Origin of the sequence: Brevibacterium yomogidense (assembly GCF_900163715.1) — a bacterium.
In the GTDB taxonomy this organism is placed as follows: domain Bacteria; phylum Actinomycetota; class Actinomycetes; order Actinomycetales; family Brevibacteriaceae; genus Brevibacterium; species Brevibacterium yomogidense_A.
Window position 1 is genome coordinate 61,438 of the sequence record NZ_FWFF01000014.1, and the last position, 16,125, is coordinate 77,562.

Genomic DNA, 16,125 nt, shown 5'->3' on the forward strand with positions numbered 1-16,125 from the left:
GCGTCACACGTGCCGGGGATGTGCGGACCGTCGTCCACCGGTGAGGGAGTGGACTTCCGGGGCACGGTCACGGAGGCGATCGTGGGCGCATGAGCCCATCACCCGCAGAGAGGTTCTCGTCGCTGCTGGCCCGCAGCGGCGAACGGGGCTGGTCACCCGCGGACGACCTCGGCGAGGGCGTGGCTGACCCCGATGACGACTTCGATGGCGATCTCGGTGACGACTGTGAGGAGGACGAACCGGCTGTGACGGGCACCCGCCCGTGGCTGTCGAAGACGGTTCTGCTCTGCCTACTGGGAGCTGTGCTCACGGGCGTCCTGGTGCTCGTCCTGGCTCCGTCGCTGCTGCGAGGTGCCGATCCTCTTGCCTCTGAGGAGTCCGCTGGCTCGTGGGAAGCCGCCCAGGCCGATGCCTCGGAGGCCGATGCGTCGGAGGCAGACGCGTCGGGCGGAGCTCAGACGACCGGGGACGGGACCGCGGCGGCCGCAGGGAGCGGTGCTGAGAGCGATGGCGCGGGTGAGGCCGCATCTGCCGGGCCGATCGTCGTCCACGTCGTCGGTGCGGTGGCCGCTCCCGGTGTCGTCGAGCTGCCACCCGGCGCACGGGTGTCGGACGCCCTCGACGCCGCCGGCGGCGCGTCGGAGCACGCCGATGTGGACGTGCTGAACCTCGCACGCGTGCTCGTCGACGGTGAGCAGATCCGCGTCCCCCGACCGGGGGAGGAGATCGCCCCGGGCGATGCGGGAGGCGCGGACCCCGGCGGTGCCGGGTCCGGGACGGATGCTGCCGGTGCAGGATCGGGCGGTGCTGGGCCTGGTGGAGCTGGGCCTGGTGGTGCAGGCGGGGTCCTGGTCGACCTCAACAGCGCTGACCTCGCGGCACTCGAGACGCTGCCGGGGGTCGGTCCGGTGACAGCGCAGTCGATCCTCGACCACAGGGACGCGATCGGTCGCTTCACCACGGTCGACGAACTGCTCGACGTCAGCGGGATCGGCGACGCCACCCTCAGCAGGATCCGTGACAGCGTCACGGTCGGATGAGGAGCGCTCGACGGCACCGTCCGGACCAGCACGCATGACGACGGCACTGCGCACGTGGGGTTCGTGGTGCGGCAGGATCGTCTTCGAGAGGATCGGGACGGCGCGCGCCATCGCGGCCGCGGCGGGCGCATGGGCGGCGATCGCCGCGGCCGGGCTCCCCATCGTGATCGCGGGCCTGTGCTGCGCTCTGCTGGGCGCTGTGCTCGTGCTCGTGCACCACCCGGCCACCGCCCGGCGCTCCTCACACAGGCGGCGTGCGTCGCGGATGATCGGACCGGTCGTCGGCGGGCTCCTCGCAGCGCTGGGGCTGTCCGTGCTCGTCGCGGGTGCGCACGCGCTCATGCTCGAGGACGCTCCACGTCCGGAGGCCGCGCTCGTCACCGTCGTGACGGACCCGCAGGAGACCCAGTCGGGTCGCTTCCGCAGCGTGGCGACCGGGGAGACGGGCAGGGTGACGGTCGTCTCCGAGCAGCCGCCCCCACCGGCGGGGTCCGTTCTCCGCGTGGAGCTGGACTGGTGGGACGACGACTTGGCGGGGCTCGTGAGTGCCGAGGTGCGCGAAGACCCCGGTGCCCGGTGGCGGATCCGCGCCGATCTGCGCGCGGGACTCGCCGAGGTCTCCGGAGTCGGCACACATGCGGGCGGTGATCTGCTGCCAGGCCTCGTGGTGGGCGACGTCGCGCACATCCACCCAGCGCTCGCAGAAGCGATGCGCACGGTGTCGCTGACCCACCTCACGGCGGTGTCCGGGTCGAACATCCTCATCGTCGCGGGTGTCGTGGTGGCGCTGTGTGCTCGCCTGCGCACTCCCTGGTGGGTCCGCATCCTGCCGGCGGCGGCCGTGACGGCGGGGTACGTGTTCATCGTCGGGCCGGAGCCCAGCGTCATGCGCGCGACCGCGATGGCCTCTCTCGTGGCGGTGGGCATCCTGCGGCCCGCAGGGACACCCACGCTCGCGGTGCTCGCCACTGCGGTGACCGTGCTGCTCATCGGGCGCCCGCATCTGGCGACGGAGATCGGGTTCGGGCTGTCCGTGTGCGCGACAGCGGCTCTCGTCGTCCTGTCGCCGCCGCTCACCCGTGCGCTCACCGACCGCGGGATGCCGCGCCCGGTCGCGGTCGCGCTGGCGGTGCCCGTGGCGGCACAGGCCGGGTGCACGCCGCTGCTCGTCGTCCTCGACCCGACCGTCAGCCCCTGGGCGGTGCTCGCGAACGTCGCAGCCGCGCCGGCGGTCGCACCGGCGACCGTGCTGGGGCTCGCAGGACTCGGGCTCGAAGGCATCGCAGCGGCACTCCCCGACGCGCTCGGCATGCCGCCCCACCTGCTCGCGCGCACGGCTGGAGCGCTCGGTGCGGCGGCGGCGTGGTGGATCACCGTCATCGCCCATGGGTGCGCGTCGCTTCCCGGTGCAGCGCTCGGCTGGCCGACGGGCCCCGGGGGAGTCGTCGTGGCCGCGGGGATGGTCGCGGGTCTTGCGTGCGCACTCCTGGGGCGCCGCCGCGCACGGACCGCGGGCGCACTCGTGGCGGTGTCCTGTCTCCTCGCCGGACTTGCGGTACCGGTCGTGACCGCGACGGGCCGGGGTGCCTGGTCGATCGTCGTGTGCGACGTCGGGCAGGGGAGTGCCGCACTCATCCGGAGCCGGGACGCCCCGCGCGACCATGCCCTGCTCGTGGACACCGGAGACGACCCCGCGCTGCTCGCCGCCTGCATGGAGGGTGCAGGCATCACTCGCCTCACGATCGCCCTGTCGCACTTCGACGCCGATCACGTCGCGGCGCTGCCTGCCGCCGTGGAGGCGGTGGACGAAGCCGTCGTCGTCCATCCGCGCGCACTGGCGGATTCTCCCGAGGCCGCACGCACGCGCGCTGTCGCCACAGTCGCCGCGCCGGCGGCAGCGGGAGAAGAGCTGCCGGCGGCGCTCCTTCCGGCGGGCATCACGGCTCGCGTCCTCTGGCCTCCCGCCGACGGGTCAGCGATCAGTGACGGCAACGCGGCCTCGCTCGTGCTGCTCGTGGAGGTGGACGGACTCAGCATCCTCCTCCCCGGTGACGTGGGGGAGAAGCAGCAGCTGCGCATGGTGCAGGAGCTGACGGCGCACGCTCCCGTCGACGTGCTCCTCGCCCCGCACCACGGCAGCGCTGACACGTCACCCGCATTCTTCCGCGCCTCAGCAGCCCGCGTGGGGGTGGTGTCCGTCGGCGCGGGGAACACCTACGGCCATCCCGCACGCAAGGCGCTTGAGGCGTTCGGCCCGGCGCCGGTGCTGCGCACCGACCTGTGCGGGAGCATCGCGCTGACGGCGGAGCTCACCCTGGTGGGCGGTGCGAGGGACTGCGGTGTCCCCGCCGGACGATAGTCTGGATCCGTGGCAGCGAAGAAGACGACAGTGGCGTGGCACCGAGCGGTTCCGGCCCCCCTGGTGCTCCTGTCCGGCGGCGAGGACGTGCTCCTCCGCAATGCCAGGAGCAGGATCGTGCAGGCGGTGAAGAGGAAGCACACGGACGTCGATCCGGTGCACCTCGACGCCTCGTCCTATGAGGCCGGCTCCCTGTCCGCCGCTGCGGCCCCGTCGCTCTTCTCCGCTCACGGGCTCATCGTCGTGAGCGACCTCGCGACGATGAACGACGACTTCCTCAAGGACGCCCTCGCCTACGTCGAGGATCCGAATCCCGACATGGTCGTGGTGCTCGAGCACAAGGGCGGACAGCGCGGTGCGCGGCTGCTGAAGGCCCTCACGGCGGCGGGTGCACCCGCAGTCGACGTCGGAGTGCTCAAGAGCGAGGCGGATCGTGCGAAGTACGCACAGGACGCGTTCTCCCGGGCCAAGCGCACCCTCACTCAGGACGGCCTCGCGGCACTGATGAACGCGCTGGGCGCGAACCTGTCCGAGCTCGACGCCGGTGTGCGTCAGCTGCTGACGGACACGGAGGGCGCGGTGGACGCCGATGTCGTCGACGCGTACTACGGCGGCAGGATCGAGGCGACGGGCTTCAAGGTCGCAGACGCGGCCTGCACCGGCCGGACCGGGGAGGCGCTCTCGCTGCTGCGCCACGCACTGGCGACGGGAGCGGATCCCGTCCCGATCGTCGCCGCCGTCGCACTCAAGCTGAGGAACCTGGCGAAGGTGGAGGGGCTGTCGGGATCACCGGCGTCGCTCGCGGCCGAGCTGGGGATGGCGCCGTGGCAGGTGGACCGCGCCAGGAGGGAATCGCGCGCGTGGAATCCGGTGGCACTGGGGCGGGCGATCCTCGCCGCAGCAGACGCCGACGCGGCGGTGAAGGGCGGCGGGCGCGATCCGGTGTACGCGGTGGAGTACCTCGTCGCCTACGTGTGCCAACAGTCCCGGGCGCGGTGATCGCCGCCCAGCGCGCGGCACTGCGCGTGCAGTCGACACAGCACGTGCAGTCGACACAGCACGTGCACTCGACACAGCACAAGGGCCGCCTTCCCGGAGGAGGACGGCCCTTGCCCGCGTCGAACGCGCTTCAGTCGATCATGCTCAGAGAGCGTTGACCTTCTTCGCGAGATTCGACTTGCGGTTGGCTGCATTGTTCTTGTGCAGAACACCCTTCGACACAGCCTTGTCCAGCTTGCGCGAGGCATTCTGGAGAGCGGTCTGTGCAGAGGCGGTGTCACCGGCGGCGATCTGCTCGCGCACGGCGCGGATTGCGGTCTTCACTTCGCTGCGGACTTCGCGGTTGCGGAGTCGCGCCTTCTCGTTCGTGAGGTTCCGCTTGATCTGCGACTTGATGTTTGCCAACGTCAACACTCTTTCGTGTCAGTGATCATGGTCGTGAGGGCTCTCATCCGATCTGTGCCGGTCCGGCGGGGAAACACCGGCCGACGATCTTCAGAGGTGACGTCCGCCCGACCTTCGGGTGAGACACACCCAGACGGACGTACAGCAGATGATCGTACAGGATGAGCCGCGATTCGAGCGAACCGCAGCCGGTCGAGATCAGTCCGTGCGGACGGAGTCGACGACGGCGGAGAATCGATCCATCGGCATGACGGCGCCCTCGCGGCGGACGGCGGACGGCTCGATCCGGATGATCCGGTCCAGGCGCACCTCGGAGGGCCTCTTCTGCGAGTCCCACTCGCCCGTGCCGATATTGATGTACGGCGTGCCGTTCTCATCGGTGCGGGTGTCGCCCACTCCGCCGGGGACGTTGTCCTTGCTCGTCAGCATGAGCCCCAGGAGCCACGCGCCGTCGCGGCCGATGAGGAGGATCGGGCGGTCCTTGCCCTGTGAGTGGTCCTCTTCGTAGGGGACCCAGCCCCACACGACCTCGCCGGGATCGGGGCTGCCGTCCAGGTCCGGTGAGTAGACCGGCTTGATCCGACCGCGGAAGTCCCCCGGGTAGCCCCCGGCCGGTCGCTTCGGGAAGCGCTGAGCGGGCTTGGGACGAGCGGCGCGGCGCGAGCGGGCGTGCTCCGCGCGCTGATCGGCTCCGGTCCGACCTCCGCGGGCACCCCCTCCAGTGCGGGCCCGTGGGTCGTCGTTCGGGCTTCCTCCGCGCCGGCTGGAGCGGGTGGGTTCTGAGGAGGACGTGTCGCCGTTCCGAAGCAGCGAGTCGACGGCGCGCAGGGCGGACGTGTCCTTCCCCGACCTGCGCATGTAGCCGATTCCCTGCCGAACGCCGACGCGCACGGCGCGCTGGGCGAGGCTCTTCCAGTTCATGCCGTAAGCCTACTCGTCGGTATCCCATCGCAGGAGCGCCTGGACCGGGAAGTGGTCACTGGGGAACCTCCCGTCGCGCGCGAACGTGTTGGTCCCCGCCGCGGTCGCAGCGAGACCGCCGGAATGGAGGAGCCAGTCGATCCGTCGCCCGCCCCGCCGGACGCCCCGATAGAAGTGGAAGGTGTCGACGTCCGCATCGAGCACCGCAGCCTCGGGTGCGCTCAGTGCGGCGTCCGCGAGAGTTCCGTCCGCCGTGAGCATGCGGTGCAGGTCGTGGTCCTGGTCTGCGTTGAAGTCGCCGGTGACGACGACCTCCCGGTGCTGCGCGAGGGCCTCGCGCGCTCCGTCGAGCAGCATGCGCGCGGCGTGGGGGCGCGCGCGATCCGACCGATGGTCGACGTGGACGTTGAGGAGCCGGAAGCGGCGTCCTCCCACCCTGTCGCGGAAGTCGACGCGGGTGATGGTGCGCGGATGGGACGACCCCCACGACCGCGACCCCGGGACATCGGGGGTCTGCGAGATCCAGCGGACGTCGACCGACTCAGCGTCCAGGCGCCGGGTGTCGAAGATGATCGCGGTGAACTCCCCGTCGTTCCCGCCGGCGCGCCCCTCGCCGACCCACGCGTAGTGAGAGGGCAGGCGTTCCACGAGTCCCTCGAGCTGATCCAGGACGCCCTCCTGCGTCCCGATCACGTGCGGAGCCTCGTCGGAGAGGAGATCGGCCCACAGCGGGAGGCGCTCGGTCCAGGGGTGCCCATCGCGGGCCGGGTACCGGAGGTTCGCCGTCATGACGGACAGGAGTCGACCGCTCGGGCGCAGGAGGCTCATGCGTGCAGGGTAGTCGGAGTCGCGCGCCGCGCGCGTGCGAGCGCACCGCTACTGTCCGCGACGGTTCGCGGGGGGTCGACGATCGTGGGAGAATGAGGCTTTGATTCGAATGAGAGGACGTCGGAAGACACATGGCACCTCAGGTGAGCGATGAGTCGCGGAAGCGGATCGATGTCGCGGCGACCCCGCCGGAACTGCTGCGGAACTTCTGCATCATCGCCCACATCGATCACGGGAAGTCCACGCTGGCGGACAGGATGCTCCAGATCACCGGAGCCGTGCAGCCCCGCAACATGCGGGCGCAGTACCTGGACCGCATGGACATCGAGCGCGAGCGCGGCATCACGATCAAGTCGCAGGCCGTCCGGATGCCGTGGGAGGTGGACGGCACGCCGTACGCCCTCAACATGATCGACACCCCGGGCCACGTCGACTTCACGTACGAGGTCTCACGATCGCTCGCCGCATGCGAAGGTGCACTGCTGCTTGTGGACGCGGCGCAGGGCATCGAGGCGCAGACGCTCGCGAACCTCTACCTCGCCATGGAGAACGACCTCACGATCATCCCGATCCTCAACAAGATCGACCTGCCCTCCGCGCAGCCGGAGAAGTACGCACTGGAGATCGCGAACCTCATCGGCGTCGACCCGGACGACGTCCTCCGGGTGTCCGGCAAGACCGGAGACGGCGTGGAGGACGTGCTCGACCGCATCGTCGAGCAGATCGCCGCGCCCGTCGGCGACGCGGACGCGCCCTCACGCGCGATGATCTTCGATTCCGTCTACGACACCTATCGCGGCGTCGTCACGTACGTGCGCGTCGTCGACGGTCAGTTCTCTCCCCGGGAGAAGGTCGAGATGATGTCGACGGGCACCGCGTACGAACTCCAGGAGATCGGCGTCTCCTCCCCGGAGCCCGTCCCCTCGAAGGGATTGGGCGTCGGTGAGGTCGGGTACCTCATCACCGGCGTCAAGGACGTGCGCCAGTCGAAGGTCGGAGACACGGTCACGAACTCCCGCAGGCCCGCGGAGCAGTCCGTGCCCGGCTACGCGGACCCCATGCCGATGGTGTTCTCCGGTCTGTTCCCGATCGACGGCTCGGACTATCCGGTCCTGCGCGACGCGCTCGACAAGCTCAAGCTCAACGATGCATCCCTCGCGTACGAGCCGGAGACATCGACGGCGCTGGGCTTCGGCTTCCGCTGCGGGTTCCTGGGCCTCCTGCACCTCGAGATCATCCGTGAGCGGCTCGAGCGCGAGTTCGACCTCTCCCTCATCTCCACCGCACCCTCCGTCGTGTATCGGGTCGTCATGGAGGACGGCGCGGAGCACACCGTGACGAACCCGTCCGAATACCCGGAGGGCAAGATCAAAGAGGTCCACGAGCCGATGGTGCGCGGGACGATCCTCACGCCCAGCGACTATGTGGGTGCAGTCATGGAGCTGTGCCAGGGCAAGCGCGGCCAGATGCTCGGGATGGACTACCTGTCCGAGGATCGTGTGGAGCTGCGCTACCGACTGCCGCTGGCGGAGATCGTCTTCGACTTCTTCGACGCGCTCAAGTCGCGGACGAAGGGGTATGCCTCGCTCGACTACCAGGACGACGGCGAGGCGTCGTCGGATCTGGTCAAGGTCGACATCCTGCTGCACGGCGATCACGTCGATGCGTTCTCCGCGATCGTGCACAAGGACAAGGCCTACTCGTACGGGGTGTCGATGGCGGGCAAGCTCCGCGGCCTCATCCCGCGCCAGCAGTTCGAAGTGCCCATCCAGGCCGCCATCGGCTCGCGCATCATCGCGCGCGAGACCATCCGCGCCATCCGCAAGGACGTGCTCTCGAAGTGCTACGGCGGCGACATCAGCCGCAAGCGCAAGCTGCTGGAGAAGCAGAAGGAGGGCAAGAAGCGCATGAAGATGGTGGGCAGCGTCGAAGTCCCGCAGGAAGCCTTCATCGCCGCGCTGTCGTCCGACGACTCCGCGCCGGACAAGAAGTCGGACAAGAAGTAGGAGTGCCTGCTCAGCCCGAAGGGGATGTCCCGCCACTGGACGGCGGGCTGCCGGACGCCGCGCGCGCACGCGCGGGCCGCGACACCTTCAGCGCCTACGTCCACGTCCCGTACTGCCGGGTGCGGTGCGGGTACTGCGACTTCAACACCTACACGGCGGATGAGCTGGGACCGGGTGCCAATCGCGCGGACTACCGCGATCAGCTCTCCCGTGAGATCGCACTCTCCCGTGACGTGGTCGCAGACACGCCGCTCACGGGCCGCGCCTTCGACACGGTCTTCTTCGGCGGCGGCACCCCGACACTCCTGCCGGCGCAGACTCTTGCGGGCGTGCTCGACGACCTCCGTGCGGGGTTCGGGCTCGCCGCAGGCGCTGAGGTGACGACAGAGGCGAACCCGGACAGCGTGGACGCCGCATACCTGCAGACCCTCGCCGATGCGGGCTTCACCCGCGTGTCGTTCGGCATGCAGTCAGCGGTTCCCCACGTGCTGCGCACCCTGGACCGCACGCACGATCCAGCGCGCATCGGCGAAGTGGTCCGGGCGGCGCGGGCCGCCGGGCTGGATGTGAGCCTCGACCTCATCTACGGCACTCCGGGGGAGTCCCTGGCCGACTGGCGCACCAGCCTCGAAGCGGTGCTCGAGCATCAGCCCGATCATGTGTCCGCGTACTCGCTCATCGTCGAACCGGGAACGCGCATGGGCATGCAGGTCCGCCGCGGTGAGCTGCCGATGCCCGACGAGGACGACCTCGCGGAGAAGTATGAGCTCGCAGACGAGCTGCTCGCGGAAGCCGGGCTCCGCTGGTACGAGGTGAGCAACTTCTCGACCGGGGACCGCACGCGGTGCGAGCACAACCTCGCCTACTGGCGGAACGCCGACTGGTGGGGCTACGGACCCGGCGCCCACTCGCACGTGGGCGGAGTGCGCTGGTGGAATGCGAAGCACCCCCGGGCGTGGGCGGATCGCCTGGGCCGGGGCGACTCGCCCGCAGTGGGGCGAGAAGTGCTCGACGACGACACCCGTGCACTCGAGGATCTGATGCTCGCCGCACGCATCGACGGGGAGTTCCCCCTCGACCGCCTGGCGACGTCAGCCCGCCCGCACATCAGCCGGATGCTCGCGGACGGGCTGCTCGCACCGCAGACCCTGGCGCAGAAGAGGATCCACCTCACCCTGCGGGGACGGCTGCTCGCGGACGGGATCGTGCGGATCCTGTCCGATCACCTCCTCACCTGATGATGTCGATGACGAAGGGGATCCGGTACATCTGGCCGTTGTAGGCCTTGACGGCGGCGATGATCTGGAACACCCAGCCGGTGATGACGACGAGCGGCAGCAGGATGAAGCCGATGAGCACGAACATCAGCAGTCCGGAGACGAACCCGGCGATCAGCAGCATGATCTGCAGATTCAGCGACTGCCGCGTGTGCTCGCGGACGAACGGCGAGTCGTCCTTCTTGATGAGGAAGATGATGAGCGGGACGATCGCACTGACCAGCAGCGCACCCAGGTGCGACAGCAGCGCGAGCGTCTTGTCGTCCTGCGACGCCCTCCAGTAGCCCGCGGAGCCGTCTCCGTAGGCGGCGGCCGGGTGGGGCCCGCGCAGGGGCGGAGCGCCGGGTGCGCTGTGCGCACCGGGTCCAGGCTGTGCGCTGTACGCACCGGGTCCAGGCTGTGCGCCGTAGCCGGCAGGACCGAAGCCGTCCGCCCCCGGCTGCGGGCCGTACGCGCTCTGGTCGTCGTGAGGGGATCCGTACGGGGTGCTCATGGGAGCTCCTTCGTGTGGTGAGGTGGATGCTGCCCGGTGTGTGACCGCACGCACCATCCTCTCATCCGCGCGGATCAGTGGCGGTTGACGGTGACGAAGTCGATGAGCTCCTCGACGCGGCCGGACAGCGCCGGCTCGACATCGGCGATCGTGGTGACGGACCGCAGGATCCGCACCCAGGCACGGGCGACGTCGCGGTGATCCGCGTGGTCCCAGCCGATCCGGCGCAGCACGCCCGTCTTCCAGTCCTCGCCTCGGGGGACCTGCGGCCACCCTGCGATGCCGACGACGGAGGGCCTGACCGCCTGCCAGACGTCCACGAAGGGGTGACCGATGACGCGCACGTTGCCCGCCCAGGCGGGGTCCCGCATGACCCTGTCCGCCAGGCGCATCTCCTTGGTGCCCCGGATCATGTGATCGGCGAGGACGCCCACCCGGTGGTCGGCGTCGGGGCCGAACTCCGCGATCTGCTCCGGCAGGTCGTCGAGGCCCCCCAGCGGTTCGACGACGACGCCCTCGATCCGCAGGTCCTCGCCCCAGATGCGCTCGACGAGCTCCGCGTCGTGCTTCCCCTCGACCCAGATCCGCGAACCGCGCGCCACACGGGCGCGGGCTCCGGCCACCGCACGAGACCCGCTCGCGGTCCGTCCCGCCGTGGGTCCGCCGCGCGAGCCGGAGCCGGCGCCGCCGGCACCGCTTCCCGCGCGGGTCTGCTGCGGACGCGGCTCAGGACGGACGATCGAGCATGCCCTGCCCTCGACGAGGTAGCCGGGGCCCAGTGGGAAGGACGCGCGCCTGCCGCGCCGGTCCTCGAGCACCATCGCGATGCCGCCCGGCGCCTTCTCGACGCGGACGACGGCTCCGACGTAGCCGGTCTCCACGACCTCGACGACGAGGCCCGGATCGGCGGGGATCTGGGGAAGTGACGGGCGTCGATGCGTCCGGCCTCCGGACAGCACATCGGGCCCGTAGCGATCATGGAAGGGCATCGGATCAGGCTAGCCAGACGTCGCGGCGGCGGACCGGAGGCGCGCCGGAGCCCGACCGCACGACGTTCCTCACAGGCCTCCCGGTGGAGGACGCGAGCCTCAGCGAGTAGCATTGGCACTCGTACATCTCGAGTGCCAGAGGCGCACGCCCGGAGTCACGCCTGACCCACCGGGGGGAAGGAGGAGCAGTGAACGACGACCGTCGAGCGCGGGTCCTCCGTGCGATCGTCGAGGACTACGTGTCGACCAACGAGCCCGTCGGCTCGAAGGCTCTCGTCGACCGCCACCGGCTGGGCGTCTCATCTGCGACCATCCGCAACGACATGGCGGCGCTGGAGCAGGACGGGCTCATCGCACAGCCGCACACGTCCGCCGGTCGGATCCCCACTGACAAGGGCTACCGGGCGTTCGTTGACCGGATCGACGAGATCAAGCCGCTGTCCGCCGCAGAGAAGCGTGCCGTGGCGCGCGTCCTCGAGCACCCCGTGGATGTCGACGACATCCTCGATCGGACTGTGAGACTCCTCTCACAGCTCACCCACCAGGTCGCCCTGGTGCAGTACCCGCGACTCTCACGGGCCAGCGTCCGCCACATCGAGTTGGTCGACATCGGCCCGTCCCGCCTCCTGGTGGTGCTCATCACCGATGCGGGGCAGGTCGAGCAGCGCCTCGTCGACACCGGCGCTCCGGTGACGGAGGAGGAGGTGGCGCTCCTCAGGTCGCTCTTCCTCTCGGCCCTCTCCGGTGTGCCCGTGGGCGACGTCCCGCGGTACGCGGCGACGATCGATGCCCGCCCCGAGCTGCGAGGCCCGGCGGCCGCCGTCGGATCGGTGCTCGCGGATCTCTCCCGCAGCTTCCGCACGGAGAGGCTCGTCATGGCGGGCACTGCGAACCTGGCCCGCGCCGGTCGCGACCTGGGCGAGCACATGGGACCGCTGCTGGAGGCGTTCGAGGAGCAGGTGGTGCTGCTGCGACTCCTGTCCGCCATGGCCGCGGACGGCCCCGACGTCGCCGTGAGCATCGGCACGGAGAACCCCCTCGACTCCTTCGCCTCGACATCCGTCGTCGCGACCAACTACGTTGCGGAGGGTGTCGAAGCGCGCATGGCGATCGTCGGGCCCACCCGCATGGACTACCCCACGACGATGGCAGCTCTGCGCGCAGTCGCGAAGTACATCTCGACGATCCTGAGCGACTGACCCACCACGACACAATCGACCGCGCCCCTGCGGCGCACTAGGAGAACCGACACCGGTGAGCGATCACTACGAAACCCTGGGCGTGTCTCGCGACGCGAGCGCAGCGGACATCAAGAAGGCCTATCGGAAACTGGCCCGCGAACTCCACCCGGACGTGAATCCGGGCCGCGAGGACGAGTTCAAAGCGGTCTCGCTCGCCTATGACGTGCTCTCCGACGACTCCAAGCGGAGGAACTACGACCTGGGCGGCGGTGACAACGGCCAGGCCGGTGCCGGTGCCGGGTTCGGCGGATTCTCCGACCTGTTCGAGACGTTCTTCGGCGGCGGCGCGGGCGGCGGCCGTCCTCAGCCGGCCTCGCGCACCCGTCGCGGCAAGGACGCGCTCGTGGCCCTGCGCGTCGACCTGCGGACGGCCGCGTTCGGCGGCACCGCGGACGTCGAGGTCGTCTCGGCCGACGTCTGCGGCACGTGCGATGGCAAGGGCACCCGCGAGGGCACCGACGTGCGCACCTGCACCCTGTGCGACGGCCACGGCTCCGTCCAGCAGATGACGCGCACGCTGCTCGGCCAGATGGTGACGAACCAGACCTGTCCCCAGTGCGGCGGATACGGCACCGTCATCGAGGACCCCTGCCAGAGCTGCCACGGCGACGGTCGCGTCAGGGCGGAGGAGACGATCACGGTCAAGGTCCCGGCCGGCGTGCGCGACGGCAACCGCATCCAGCTGTCCGGCCGCGGAGAGGTGGGCCCCGGAGGCGGTCCGCGCGGCGACCTGTACCTCGAGGTGATCGTCGAGGAGCACCCCGTGTTCACGCGGGACGGCTCGGACCTGCGCTGCACGCTCACGATCCCGATGACGGCGGCCGCTCTGGGCGCCACGATCCCGCTCGAGACCTTCGACGGCGAGCAGGGCGTGGACGTGCGCGCCGGTGCGCAGACGGGCGACACGATCCGTCTCAAGGGGCTCGGTGCGCAGCAGCTGCGCCGTGACGGCCGCGGAGACATCTTCGTGACGCTCGCGGTGGAGACGCCCACAGCGCTCACGGCGGAGCAGCGGGAGCTGCTGGAGAAGCTCGCGGAGGCCCGCGACGAGACCGCGCCCACCGGCAGCGCCGGAGAGACGCGCCACGGACCGTTCTCGCGGCTGCGGGAACGCCTGGCCGGTCGATGACCCGCTCGGTCTTCCTCGATCGGGACCTGCCCGAGGCGCACGCCGGGGCCGAGGTCCCGGTCGCCTCCGCCGTCGCGCACCACATCCGGGTGTCCCGGATCGCGGCGGACGAGGAGTTCGACCTCGTCGACGGCGAGGGCCGCAGACTGCGCGTCGTGCTCGCAGCGCAGGCGGAGTCGGACACCGCGCCGGACGCAGCCCATGAGGCGGCCCGATCCGGACGGGGGAGGCGCAGGTCCCGCACAGAGGCGGCCGGACCGCTGGCAGTGCAGGTCATCGCCGTGACCCATGAGTCGATCGGCTCCCCGGAGCTCGTCCTCATCCAGGCACTGGCGAAGGGCGACCGCGACGAGCAGGCGATCGAGTCCGCGACGGAGATCGGAGTGGACCGCGTCGTGCCGTGGGCGGCGGCCCGGTCGATCGCGGACTGGCCCTCCCACAAGGAGCAGAAGCAGACCGCCCGGTGGCAGGCCCTGCTGGACTCCGCGACCCAGCAGTCGCGACGGGCCCAGGCTCCCTGCCTCGAGCCGCTGGTGCGCGGGCGGAAGGTGCTCGCGACCCTCCGCGACGACGACCTCGTGCTCGTGCTGCACGAGGACGCGACCGAGCACCTCGCCGACGTGCTCGACGGGCTCCGCACCGAGTCTGCGGACGAGGGCTTCGGCCGCCTCGTGCTGGTGGTCGGGCCCGAAGGGGGCATCTCGCCGGAGGAGCTCACGGCCTTCCGCGATGCGGGCGCCCGACCCGTCCTCCTGGGCCCGACCGTGCTGCGCGCATCCTCCGCCGGTCCCGCCGGGCTGGCGCTGGCCCAGGTCGCGCTGGGCCGCTGGCGATCGAGCACGTCCCCGCGTCGGTAGAATCGGGACGGGTACCGCGCTCCGCGGTGCCGCGCGATCGGAAGGACACCCCCTGGAACCCACGCCACAGCAGACGACCGTGCGCCTCGCACTGCCCGAGGACCTCGACCTCGTCGCGTTCTTCGGCCCCGCAGAGGCGAACCTCGAGGCGCTCGAACGGCTGGCGCCCGGAGTCGACGTGCACGTGCGCGACCGGGACATGACGCTGCGAGGCGACGAGGACTCCGTCTCCGCACTCGTGCGCACGATCGGTGAGCTCAAGCGGCTGCTGGCGGCCGGGGCGCTCATCGACCCGGACACCGTCGCCCGCGTCGGCGCGTTCGACCCGGATGAGGAGTCCGCCGCGGACGTGCTCGGCGCGAGCATCCTGTCGACGCGGGGGAAGACGGTGCGGCCGAAGACGTTCGGTCAGCACGAGTACGTCCGGGCGATCCGCAACCACACGATCACGTTCGGGCTGGGCCCCGCGGGCACGGGCAAGACCTACCTCGCGATGGCGATGGCGGTGAACGCGCTGCAGCGCCGCGAGGTCTCCCGCATCATCCTGACCCGGCCGGCGGTCGAGGCGGGGGAGCGGCTGGGATTCCTGCCCGGTGGCCTCAACGAGAAGATCGACCCCTACGTGCGACCGCTCTACGATGCGCTGCACGACATGCTGGATCCCGACCGCATTCCGCGCCTCATGGAGTCCGGGATGATCGAGGTGGCTCCGCTGGCCTACATGCGCGGCCGAACGCTCAACGACGCCTTCGTGATCCTGGATGAGGCGCAGAACTCCACCGCAGAGCAGATGAAGATGTTCCTCACCCGTCTGGGCTTCGGCTCACGGATGGTCGTCACCGGGGACACGAGCCAGGTGGACCTGCCGACGGGGACCACCAGTGGACTCCGCGTGGTCCGCGGCATCCTCGACGGCGTGGACGACATCGCATTCGAGACGCTCACGAGCAAGGACGTCGTCCGCCATTCACTCGTGTCCGCGATCGTGGACGCGTATGACCTGTGGTCGGCATCGGAGCAGTCGACGGAGCCTGCCCGCCACCGGCACGGGCGATCGGATCGGAAGGGCGGGCACCGCCCCGCAGGAGGACAGACCCCATGAGCATCGAGATCGTCGACGAATCCGGTGCGGGCATCGACCTCGACGCCGTCACGTCGCTCGCGACCCACGTGTACGAGCAGATGCGGATCCACGCGGAGGCGGACGTCTATGTCCGCTTCGTAGAGACCGGCCCGATGGAGGAGCTGCACCTCGAGTGGATGGACCTCGCGGGTCCCACGGACGTCATGTCGTTCCCCATGGACGAGCTGCGGCCGGGCGACGACGCGGAACCGGGCGTGCTGGGCGACATCGTGGTGTGCTCCGAGGTCGCGGCGCAGCAGGCCCGTGCGGCGGGGCACAGCACGATGGACGAGGTCCTGCTCCTCGTCACCCACGGCCTGCTCCACCTCATGGGCTACGACCACGGGGACGATGCGTCGAAGGCTGAGATGTTCGGCCTGCAGCGCCGCCTCCTGCTGACGTACTTCGCCGCACGCGAACCGGGCCGCACCCGGATCCCAGAGCCCACGGAGGACTGA

Annotated in this window: 15 protein-coding genes; 10 read left to right on the top strand and 5 right to left on the bottom strand. The window is 70.4% G+C overall.

The window, feature by feature from the left end:
* Positions 1–89: 89 nt before the first annotated feature.
* From FM105_RS08205 to holA, 3 genes are read left to right on the top strand one after another with little or no spacing between them, the layout of a single operon-like run.
* A complete protein-coding gene (locus FM105_RS08205) occupies positions 90–1,040 on the top strand; it encodes a helix-hairpin-helix domain-containing protein (protein ID WP_087007168.1) in 951 nt (316 codons plus the stop codon).
* Positions 1,018–3,399 (top strand): ComEC/Rec2 family competence protein, encoded by a 2,382-nt coding sequence (locus FM105_RS08210; RefSeq protein ID WP_143275850.1) that lies wholly within the window; start codon positions 1,018–1,020, stop codon positions 3,397–3,399. The genes FM105_RS08205 and FM105_RS08210 overlap by 23 nt, the downstream gene beginning before the upstream one ends.
* Positions 3,400–3,408: 9 nt before the next feature.
* Positions 3,409–4,398: a DNA polymerase III subunit delta gene (holA, locus tag FM105_RS08215; RefSeq protein ID WP_087007172.1), complete on the top strand. Its 990-nt coding sequence runs from the start codon at positions 3,409–3,411 to the stop codon at positions 4,396–4,398.
* Between the two features lie 144 nt (positions 4,399–4,542).
* Here holA and rpsT read toward each other — a convergent pair whose 3' ends face one another.
* The 3 genes from rpsT to FM105_RS08230 all read right to left on the bottom strand — a co-directional run bounded on the left by rpsT (position 4,543) and on the right by FM105_RS08230 (position 6,552).
* Entirely contained in the window at positions 4,543–4,803 is a 261-nt protein-coding gene (gene rpsT / locus FM105_RS08220; RefSeq protein ID WP_087007174.1) for a 30S ribosomal protein S20, read from the bottom strand.
* Between the two features lie 198 nt (positions 4,804–5,001).
* Positions 5,002–5,724, bottom strand: coding sequence for a hypothetical protein (locus tag FM105_RS08225; RefSeq protein ID WP_087007175.1), 723 nt, complete (start codon positions 5,722–5,724; stop codon positions 5,002–5,004).
* Positions 5,725–5,733: 9 nt separating this feature from the next.
* Complete coding sequence (locus tag FM105_RS08230) at positions 5,734–6,552, bottom strand: endonuclease/exonuclease/phosphatase family protein (protein ID WP_087007177.1); 819 nt, start codon at positions 6,550–6,552, stop codon at positions 5,734–5,736.
* A gap of 131 nt (positions 6,553–6,683) precedes the next feature.
* Here FM105_RS08230 and lepA point away from each other — a divergent pair, with 131 nt between their 5' ends.
* Both lepA and hemW read left to right on the top strand, forming a co-directional pair.
* The gene (gene lepA, locus FM105_RS08235; RefSeq protein WP_087007178.1) at positions 6,684–8,558 is read left to right on the top strand and encodes a translation elongation factor 4; all 1,875 of its coding nucleotides are present in this window, start codon (positions 6,684–6,686) and stop codon (positions 8,556–8,558) included.
* Between the two features lie 2 nt (positions 8,559–8,560).
* The gene (gene hemW, locus FM105_RS08240) at positions 8,561–9,796 is read left to right on the top strand and encodes a radical SAM family heme chaperone HemW (RefSeq protein WP_087007180.1); all 1,236 of its coding nucleotides are present in this window, start codon (positions 8,561–8,563) and stop codon (positions 9,794–9,796) included.
* Here the strand turns inward: hemW and FM105_RS08245 are convergent.
* Together FM105_RS08245 and FM105_RS08250 are read right to left on the bottom strand one after the other, a co-directional pair.
* Positions 9,789–10,328, bottom strand: a complete 540-nt coding sequence (locus tag FM105_RS08245; RefSeq protein ID WP_179207124.1) for a DUF4870 domain-containing protein — start codon at positions 10,326–10,328, stop codon at positions 9,789–9,791. The two genes, hemW and FM105_RS08245, sit on opposite strands and share 8 nt — an antisense overlap.
* A gap of 74 nt (positions 10,329–10,402) precedes the next feature.
* Positions 10,403–11,317, bottom strand: coding sequence for a DUF3097 family protein (locus tag FM105_RS08250; protein WP_087007184.1), 915 nt, complete (start codon positions 11,315–11,317; stop codon positions 10,403–10,405).
* 188 nt (positions 11,318–11,505) lie between these two features.
* Between FM105_RS08250 and hrcA the strand changes: the two genes are divergently transcribed.
* The 5 genes from hrcA to ybeY all read left to right on the top strand — a co-directional run bounded on the left by hrcA (position 11,506) and on the right by ybeY (position 16,125).
* On the top strand, positions 11,506–12,516 hold the full coding sequence (gene hrcA, locus FM105_RS08255; protein WP_087007186.1) for a heat-inducible transcriptional repressor HrcA: 1,011 nt from the start codon (positions 11,506–11,508) through the stop codon (positions 12,514–12,516).
* 55 nt (positions 12,517–12,571) lie between these two features.
* Positions 12,572–13,687 (top strand): molecular chaperone DnaJ, encoded by a 1,116-nt coding sequence (gene dnaJ, locus FM105_RS08260; protein WP_087007188.1) that lies wholly within the window; start codon positions 12,572–12,574, stop codon positions 13,685–13,687.
* Complete coding sequence (locus tag FM105_RS08265; RefSeq protein WP_087007190.1) at positions 13,684–14,544, top strand: 16S rRNA (uracil(1498)-N(3))-methyltransferase; 861 nt, start codon at positions 13,684–13,686, stop codon at positions 14,542–14,544. The genes dnaJ and FM105_RS08265 overlap by 4 nt, the downstream gene beginning before the upstream one ends.
* Positions 14,545–14,623: 79 nt before the next feature.
* Positions 14,624–15,646 carry a PhoH family protein gene (locus FM105_RS08270; RefSeq protein ID WP_179207125.1) on the top strand — a complete coding sequence of 341 codons (1,023 nt, stop codon included), beginning with the start codon at positions 14,624–14,626 and terminating at the stop codon, positions 15,644–15,646.
* Positions 15,643–16,125: an rRNA maturation RNase YbeY gene (gene ybeY, locus FM105_RS08275; RefSeq protein WP_087007192.1), complete on the top strand. Its 483-nt coding sequence runs from the start codon at positions 15,643–15,645 to the stop codon at positions 16,123–16,125. The genes FM105_RS08270 and ybeY overlap by 4 nt, the downstream gene beginning before the upstream one ends.

What these genes read in the sequence shown, in the direction of transcription:
- FM105_RS08205 (WP_087007168.1), top strand. Translation starts at nt 90, where the DNA reads ATGAGCCCATCACCCGCAGAGAGGTTCTCGTCGCTGCTGGCCCGCAGC.
- FM105_RS08225 (WP_087007175.1), bottom strand. Translation starts at nt 5,724, where the DNA reads ATGAACTGGAAGAGCCTCGCCCAGCGCGCCGTGCGCGTCGGCGTTCGG.
- FM105_RS08230 (WP_087007177.1), bottom strand. Translation starts at nt 6,552, where the DNA reads ATGAGCCTCCTGCGCCCGAGCGGTCGACTCCTGTCCGTCATGACGGCG.
- lepA (WP_087007178.1), top strand. Translation starts at nt 6,684, where the DNA reads ATGGCACCTCAGGTGAGCGATGAGTCGCGGAAGCGGATCGATGTCGCG.
- FM105_RS08245 (WP_179207124.1), bottom strand. Translation starts at nt 10,328, where the DNA reads ATGAGCACCCCGTACGGATCCCCTCACGACGACCAGAGCGCGTACGGC.
- FM105_RS08250 (WP_087007184.1), bottom strand. Translation starts at nt 11,317, where the DNA reads ATGCCCTTCCATGATCGCTACGGGCCCGATGTGCTGTCCGGAGGCCGG.
- FM105_RS08265 (WP_087007190.1), top strand. Translation starts at nt 13,684, where the DNA reads ATGACCCGCTCGGTCTTCCTCGATCGGGACCTGCCCGAGGCGCACGCC.
- ybeY (WP_087007192.1), top strand. Translation starts at nt 15,643, where the DNA reads ATGAGCATCGAGATCGTCGACGAATCCGGTGCGGGCATCGACCTCGAC.